Annotated in this window: 5 protein-coding genes and 1 rRNA gene; all 6 read right to left on the bottom strand. The window is 40.5% G+C overall.

The genetic code is table 11. The annotated features are described in order from the left end of the window. Window positions 1-51: 51 nt before the first annotated feature. Window positions 52-1,428, bottom strand: coding sequence for a DNA repair protein RadA (gene radA, locus AB685_RS24655; RefSeq protein WP_047973232.1), 1,377 nt, complete (start codon window positions 1,426-1,428; stop codon window positions 52-54). Window positions 1,429-1,577: 149 nt separating this feature from the next. Beyond that, on the bottom strand, window positions 1,578-4,019 hold the full coding sequence (gene clpC / locus AB685_RS24650; RefSeq protein ID WP_047973231.1) for an ATP-dependent protease ATP-binding subunit ClpC: 2,442 nt from the start codon (window positions 4,017-4,019) through the stop codon (window positions 1,578-1,580). Between the two features lie 17 nt (window positions 4,020-4,036). Further along, window positions 4,037-5,113, bottom strand: a complete 1,077-nt coding sequence (locus AB685_RS24645) for a protein arginine kinase (protein WP_047973230.1) — start codon at window positions 5,111-5,113, stop codon at window positions 4,037-4,039. Window positions 5,114-5,117: 4 nt separating this feature from the next. After that, window positions 5,118-5,651, bottom strand: coding sequence for a UvrB/UvrC motif-containing protein (locus AB685_RS24640; RefSeq protein WP_047973229.1), 534 nt, complete (start codon window positions 5,649-5,651; stop codon window positions 5,118-5,120). Window positions 5,652-5,684: 33 nt separating this feature from the next. Next, window positions 5,685-6,155 (bottom strand): CtsR family transcriptional regulator, encoded by a 471-nt coding sequence (locus AB685_RS24635; protein WP_047973228.1) that lies wholly within the window; start codon window positions 6,153-6,155, stop codon window positions 5,685-5,687. A gap of 568 nt (window positions 6,156-6,723) precedes the next feature. After that, window positions 6,724-6,839, bottom strand: a 5S ribosomal RNA gene (gene rrf, locus AB685_RS24630). Between the last annotated feature and the right edge of the window lie 100 nt (window positions 6,840-6,939).

Below are 6,939 nucleotides of genomic sequence, written 5' to 3'. Positions count from 1 at the left end.
GTTTTAGAACACTTTGAATAAAACTCTCTTTTTTTCTCTCATCCATTCACCTTACCTCCCTAACACAACCTCAAGCGCACGCTCTACAGTTGGTACTCCTATGACTTCAATCCCTTTTGGCACAGTCCAACCCCCTAAGTTCTTCTCAGGTATGATTGCTCGTTTAAATCCTAATTTAGCCGCTTCATTAACCCGCTGGTCTATTCTAGACACACGTCGAATTTCTCCTGTTAGCCCAATTTCTCCAATAGCGACATCTGTGGGACTTGTCACTTGATTACGAAAGCTTGACGCAATACTTAAAGCAATCGCTAAATCAATTGCCGGTTCATCTAAGCGGACACCACCAGCTACATTTAGATAAGCGTCTTGATTCTGTAAGAGCAATCCAACGCGTTTTTCTAGAACTGCCATTAAAAGAGAGACTCGATTATGGTCTATTCCCGTTGCCATTCTTCTAGGGTTTCCGAAACTGGTTGGAGATATGARGGCCTGTAGTTCTACAAGAACAGGACGTGTACCTTCCATCGATGCCACTACAATTGATCCTGCCGCCCCTTTTGATCGCTCTTCAAGAAAGATTTCTGATGGGTTTAATACTTCTTCAAGCCCTAGTTCCTTCATTTCAAATATACCCATTTCATTGGTTGAACCAAATCGATTCTTTACAGCTCGTAGAATTCGATATGTATGATGACGTTCGCCCTCAAAATACAAAACAGAATCTACCATATGTTCAAGAAGTTTAGGTCCAGCGATTGAACCCTGCTTTGTTACATGACCCACTATAAAAATAGCGATTCCACGTGTTTTAGCAATCTTCATGAATGCTGCTGTACATTCTCTTACTTGAGCCACACTTCCAGGTGCCGATGATATATCATCTTGATACACGGTTTGAATCGAGTCTATAATGACTAATGCAGGCTCAACTTCATCAATTGCTCGTTCGATAAAGCTTAGATCGGTTTCTGCCAATACATACAGATTAGCTGAAGCGRGATTGAGTCGATCTGCACGTAATTTTGTTTGCTTAACTGACTCTTCACCTGATATATAGAGAACTTTTTCATTTGTTTCAGCTAGCTTAGCTGATAACTGGAGTAACAACGTAGACTTCCCAATCCCTGGGTCGCCCCCTACTAATACAAGTGAACCTGGTACAATCCCTCCACCAAGAACTCGATTTAACTCCACCATGGTTGTATTGACCCTAGGTTCGGTTTCACTCACTATAGACGTAATAGCTTGGGGCTTTGTCCCTTGGGTAGCACCAGAAGTAACATAACTCCGGCTAGATTGTTTAGCACTCGGTTCAAACTCTTCAACCATCGTATTCCAACCTTGACACCCTGGACATTTCCCCATCCATTTAGCCGATTCATAGCCACATTCCTGACAAACAAATTTGGTTTTCTTCTTCGCCAATTACCATCCCTACTTCCTTCATTCTTCTACTCTTTATTGTACCAGAGATAGAAAAAAAGTTGTAAAGAGAGGTATTACTATCTCTATGGTGAAAAGCCGAGGGATTATGTCTGTCCCTCGGCTTTTCTTGATCGAATGTAGTCGATTATTTATACTTGTGCGCTCTCACGCGTTTCAACTATAAGCTCATCGTCACGTACATCGATGATTGCCTTTTGTCCTTTAAAGATCGTTCCTTTTAATAGCTCTTCAGATAAACGATCTTCAACTTGCTTTTGCAAGGCACGACGTAATGGTCGAGCTCCATATTCAGGATCATAGCCCAGATCTGTAATTTTATCTTTTGCAGCTTCTGTTAATTCGAATTCAATTCCTTGTTCTTGCAGACGTTGTTTTAATTGATCAGCCATTAACGTAATGATCTCGCGTACATGCTTTTTCTCAAGAGAATGAAAGACAATGATCTCATCAATACGGTTAAGGAATTCAGGACGGAAGCTACGTTTAAGCTCCTCCATAACTTTTCCTTTCATATCTTTGTACTCTTGCCCTTCGCTCTCTGTTGTAAAGCCTAAGTACTTATTACGCTTGAGTGTACTCGCACCGACATTTGAAGTCATAATGATAGCTGTATTACGGAAATCTACTGTGCGTCCTTTAGAATCGGTTAAACGCCCATCTTCAAGTACTTGTAATAAGATATTAAAGACTTCAGGGTGAGCTTTTTCAATCTCATCGAGCAGAATAACAGAGTATGGCTTACGGCGAACTTTCTCTGTTAATTGGCCACCATCTTCATGTCCCACATATCCAGGAGGGGAACCAACGAGACGACTCGTTGCATGCTTCTCCATGTACTCAGACATATCAATACGAATAACAGCATCTTCATCTCCGAATAATGTCTCCGCTACAGCTCGAGCTAATTCTGTTTTACCTACTCCAGTGGGTCCTAAGAAGATAAATGAACCAATTGGACGCTTAGGGTCTTTTAGACCGGCTCTAGCACGTCTAACAGCTTTAGAGATTGATACCACCGCCTCTTCTTGCCCAACAATACGCTCATGAAGAATACTTTCCATCTTAAGTAAACGATCCGTTTCTTCCTCCGCCAGCTTGGAAACCGGAATTCCAGTCCAACTCGCGACAACTTGAGCGATATCTTCCACCACAACTTCAGTATCTTCTTGACCTTGTTTTTTCTTCCATTCATTCTTCATTTCTTCAAGCTCTTCACGTAAACGTTGCTCTGTGTCACGTAGCGATGCAGCTTTTTCAAATTCTTGACTTTGAACTGCAGCATCTTTTTCCTTACGTGTTTCTTCGAGGCGACCTTCAAGCTCCTTTAAGTTTGGAGGAGCTGTATATGAACGAAGTCTTACCTTCGACGCAGCTTCATCAATTAGATCAATCGCCTTGTCTGGTAAGAAACGATCTGAGATATAACGATCTGACATTTTAACAGACTCTTCAATTGCTTCATCTGTTATCGTTACACGATGATGCGCCTCATAACGGTCACGCAATCCTTTTAAAATAAGAACAGACTCTTCTAATGTCGGCTCATTTACTCGGATTGGTTGGAAACGACGCTCAAGCGCTGCATCCTTTTCAATATATTTACGGTACTCATCAAGAGTAGTCGCACCAATACATTGTAATTCACCACGTGCAAGAGATGGCTTTAAGATRTTAGAAGCATCAATTGCCCCTTCTGCTCCACCGGCTCCAATTAATGTGTGTAATTCGTCAATGAATAAGATTACATTACCTGCCTGGCGAATTTCATCCATCACCTTTTTCAAACGATCTTCAAACTCACCACGATATTTAGTACCTGCAACAACTGTTCCCATATCAAGCGTCATCACGCGTTTATTGCGTAGCGTTTCTGGAACTTCATTTGCAACAATAGATTGTGCTAATCCTTCTGCAATCGCTGTTTTACCAACACCAGGTTCACCAATAAGAACTGGATTATTCTTGGTGCGACGACTCAACACTTGGATCACACGCTCAATTTCTTTACTACGTCCAATAACAGGATCAAGTGATTCCTCACGAGCGATAGCTGTTAAGTCACGAGCTAAACTATCAAGTGTCGGGGTATTGGCATGAGTAGCACTTCCACCCTGTTGAGATGAACTACCTACTTCGTTGCTTCCCAGTAACTGTAAAACTTGCTGACGCGCTTTATTTAAGCTCACACCAAGGTTGTTCAGTACTCTTGCTGCAACTCCTTCTCCTTCTCTAATTAAACCTAATAGGATATGCTCAGTGCCGACATACGAGTGTCCAAGCTTGCGTGCCTCATCCWTAGAAAGTTCAATAACCTTTTTTGCACGAGGAGTATAATGAATGGTTTTTGAGCCCTCTTGCCCTTTTCCGATCAATGTTTCAACTTCTTTTTGAATCTTTTCCGATCCTAATCCAAGCGCTTGAAGTGCTTTTGCAGCAATACCCTCTCCTTCTCGAATCAGTCCAAGTAACACATGTTCTGTACCAATATTATTGTGACCTAATCGAATTGCTTCCTCTTGTGCTAATGCTAATACTTTCTGAGCTCGTTCTGTTAAACGTCCAAACATCATTGGCGCCACCTCCACATTTATTCGTTCGTTTCGTTTTCAAGCTTCAATCGCTCACGGATCAATGTTGCTCTCCGTTCATCACGTAGATCTGGTGATAACACCTCACCTGCATACTGTTGCAAAAATCCTGGCTGAGTTAGAATCATTAACTCATTTAAAATATTTGCAGATACATTCTCAAGCAGTCCAACATCGATACCCAGTCGAACATCAGATAAACGCTGTGTCGCTTCTTTTGATTCAATCACCCGACTATGAGAGAGGATACCATAGGAACGGTATACTCTATCTTCTAGTTGTAATTTAGAACTTTGCATCAACACTTCCCGTGCGGAACGTTCCTGTTGAATCAATTGCATAACGACATCTCGTAAGTCTTCTACAATATCTTGTTCTGATTTTCCGAGAGTTAGTTGGTTTGAAACTTGAAATAGGTTACCTAAAGCTTCGCTACCTTCCCCGTAAATTCCTCTAACAACTAATCCTAATTGATTAATTGCTGGTAAAATTTTATTTAATTGACGTGTCATCGCTAGAGCAGGCAGGTGCATCATTACTGAGGCTCTTAATCCTGTCCCAACATTTGTTGGACAACTTGTTAAATATCCTCGCTTCTCATCAAATGCATAAGTCAATCTTTGTTCAACCCAATCATCAAGGGAACTGGTCGCTTCTAACCCTTTTGTAAGTTGAAATCCAGGGAAAAGATATTGAATACGTAGATGGTCTTCTTCATTAATCATCAAACTTACCGATTCATCTTCGCCTAAAATAACTGCTCCGTGCTTCGACTGCTCTGCAAGATGCGGACTTATCAGGTGCTTCTCTACTAAAACTCTCTTTTCATTTACTTTTAGATCGTCCATTAAAATAAGTTCTAATGATCCTACTTCTTCATTTTGATCTGTTAATAAAGACTCTTTTATTTGTTTTACAACCGCATTAGACTCTTCCATCGTAGAGAGGAGTGGAAATTTATATTCTTTTAGGTTTCTAGCTAATCTTATTCGGCTACTTAAGACAATATCCGAATCAACACCATCTTTTTTCATCCATGGACTAATTGCTTCTGATATAAACTTTTGGAGTGACATCTTCTCACCCCTCTCCTTGGTTCTTTTTTTGTTGTTCTAGAGCGCGAATTTGATCCCTGGTTTCCGCAGCTTGTTCAAATTCTTCTCGTTCAATATACTGTTTCATTTGACCCTTTAATGAATCAATTTCTCTTTGCAGTTGAATGCCTCCACCCACACGCACTGGTATTTTGCCAGAATGTGTGTAATTCCCACTATGGACACGCTTCAAAATAGGGTCTAATTTGGTTTCAAAACTTTCATAGCATGTGGCACAACCAAACCGGCCGGCCCGAGTAAATTGTTCATATTTCATCCCGCAATTATTGCAAACTAACTCTTTCCGACTATTAGAAGCCTCCTGCCCTGTCTTTAACGGTTGTTCAAGATGGAGAAGACCTGATAATAATTGATGGATGGAAAAGCTGTTTGATCCAGGAATATGCTCACCTTTTTCACGGGCACAATGTTCACATATATGAAATTCAGTTTTTTTTCCGTTAACGATTTTTGTAAAATGCAATGTTGCCTCTCGTTCACCAMACTCTTGGCATTTCATCGCATAAACACCTCTTTCACTTTTTCATTTCTATTAACGGTCTTGTTTATAAGTTAATGTTTCGAGCATTGCCTTTAAAAGGTTTGCTCTTATTTCGTCTCGGTGTGAAATCGTGGTTTGAAACAATGTTCGATCAACTGCACTTGCCATTAGATTAGCTTCTCGTTTAGAGATAGCACCTTCTTCAAGTAGCCTCAAAATAACATTTTCTGCTGTTTGTTGATCAATTTTTTCACCTATTATTTTTATAACTTGTTCAAAGAGAGCTAGATCGTCGTGAGGCTTCACCTTAATAATTCGAATATATCCTCCGCCTCCTCGTTTACTTTCAACTACATAACCTTTTTCAATTGTAAAACGAGTGCTTATAACATAATTGATCTGCGATGGAACACATTCAAACTGTTTAGCTAGCTCACTTCGTTTAATCTCTAACAAATCATCTTTACTTTTCATTAAAGTTGATTTGAGATAATTCTCGATGATATCGGATATATTCCTCAAGCATTGACGCCTCCCCTCTCCTTGTTTTGACTTTGACTATCTTTGACTTTGAAAATATTATAATCTGTCTTTTTTAAAAGTGCAACTATTTGAGTCGTATAGTTGCTAGTATAGCCAACGACTCTTTAATGTCTACATAGAATATGTAATTCTTTCTCTATTCCCTCTATGTGAGTCAAGTAATCTTTTTTATCGGTCTTTAAATATATTATTAGCAGTAAAGCCTATCTAGACGTAGCGCTTAACCGGAATTAGTTTTTTACACACAAAAAAAACCATTTCTTATCGGAATGGTTTTAGGTGCCTGGCAACGTCCTGGCTCATTCTTTCTCTTCTACGGGGATGGTTCTACATGCCGCTTTGCTCCAGAGCTCTTCACGAAGGCTCACGAAGAGAAAGAACTCGTCTCACAGTGGGAAAGGCACGATGTTTCTCATAGAAGCTTTTTCACGGCGAATCCTACGAAGTAATCAAAGAAGTTGCTGTTCCTTCGGACCARTAAGCTCTTTAGCGCCTTCTCTACTCTTTATGTATCAAAAAAAGCATTCCATAAATGGAATGCTTTATCGCCTGGCAACGTCCTACTCTCACAGGGGGAAGCCCCCAACTACYATCGGCGCAAAAGAGCTTAACGACCGTGTTCGGCATGGGAACGGGTGTGACCTCTTTGCTATCGYCACCAGACTATGATTCACTTCAGATCCTCGACGGGTCGATTCTCTTTGTGAATGTTTGAGAGTGGTTCTCTCAAAACTAGATAATGCCCACAGGACGTGGGTACCAG

Source organism: Bacillus sp. LL01 (genome assembly GCF_001037965.1).
The sequence above is the reverse complement of the archived record's forward strand: the minus strand, read 5'-3'. Positions and strand labels throughout refer to the sequence as shown.